Here is a 1,352-nt window from a genome sequence, read left to right on the forward strand (position 1 = left end):
AGCGCCTGCGCCTCGATCGGGTCACCCAGCGTGGTACCCGTACCATGCGCCTCGACGGCGTCCACGTCGGCCGTCGAAAGCCCGGCACTCGCCAGAGCCTGCCGGATCACCCGCTGCTGCGACGGACCGTTCGGCGCCGTCAGACCGTTCGACGCACCGTCCTGGTTGACGGCGCTACCGCGCAGCACCGCCAGCACCCGGTGCCCATTGCGCCGAGCGTCCGACAGCCGCTCCAGCACGACCATGCCGACGCCCTCACCCCAGCCCACACCGTCCGCCGCATCCGCGAACGACCGGCACCGGCCGTCCGCCGACAGGCCGCCCTGGCGCGAGAACTCCACGAACGTCCCCGGCGTCGACATCACCGTCACGCCGCCCGCCAGCGCCAGCGAGCACTCACCGCTCCGCAGCGCCTGCGCCGCCAGGTGCATCGCCACCAGCGACGACGAGCACGCCGTGTCCACCGTCACCGCCGGCCCCTCGAAGCCGAAGGTGTAGGAGACCCGGCCGGAGGCGATGCTGGGGGCGCTCCCGTTGCCGCGGAAGCCCTCGAACTCCTCGCCGTCCAGCAGCGAGCGGTAGTCGGTGTACATGATGCCCGCGAAGACGCCCGTCCGACTGCCGCGCAGCGACACCGGGTCGATCCCGGCCCGCTCGAACGCCTCCCACGTCGTCTCCAGCAGCAGGCGCTGCTGCGCGTCCGTCGCCAGGGCTTCCCTCGGGCTCATCCCGAAGAACTCGGGGTCGAACTCCCCGGCGTCGTGCAGGAAAGCACCCCGCCGGGTGTACGACGTGCCGGGCACGGACCGGTCCTCGCTGTAGAGCGAGTCGACGTCCCAGCCTCGGTTCGCCGGGAAGTCCGACACCGCGTCCACACCGTCGGCCACCAGGCGCCACAGGTCCTCGGGCGACTCGACGCCGCCCGGGTAGCGGCACGCCATGCCCACGATCACGATCGGATCGTCCGACAGCGCCGGCAGGACCTCGGGGACGTCGACGACGCCCTCGGCACCGAACAGGCCCTCCAGCACGAAGCCCGCCAGCGCGCTCGCCGTCGGATAGTCGAACACCACCGTGGCCGGCAGCTGGAGACCCGTCACCGACCGCAGCCGGTTGCGCAGCTCGACGGCCGTCAGCGAGTCGAAGCCGAGGTCCTGGAACGCCCGCGACGGATCGACGACCGACCCGCCCTCGTGGCCCAGCACGAGGGCGATCTGGTCGCGCACCAGCTCCAGGACGGCCCCGCGCCGCTCGTCGCCGCCCAGCCCCGACAGGCGCTGCGCCAGGCCCGCCGACACGGCCGAGCCCGCCACCACCGCGCGCCGCACCCGGCCCCGCACCAGCCCGCGCAG

At 73.5% G+C, this 1,352-nt stretch carries 1 protein-coding gene; it reads right to left on the bottom strand.

The window, feature by feature from the left end; all coding sequences use genetic code 11:
• Positions 1–1,352, bottom strand: a 1,352-nt coding sequence (locus ACWCXH_RS39915; RefSeq protein WP_449806417.1) for a beta-ketoacyl synthase N-terminal-like domain-containing protein, incomplete at both ends; no start/stop codon positions are given.

The sequence above is a fragment of the Kitasatospora sp. NPDC001660 genome, from assembly GCF_053596725.1.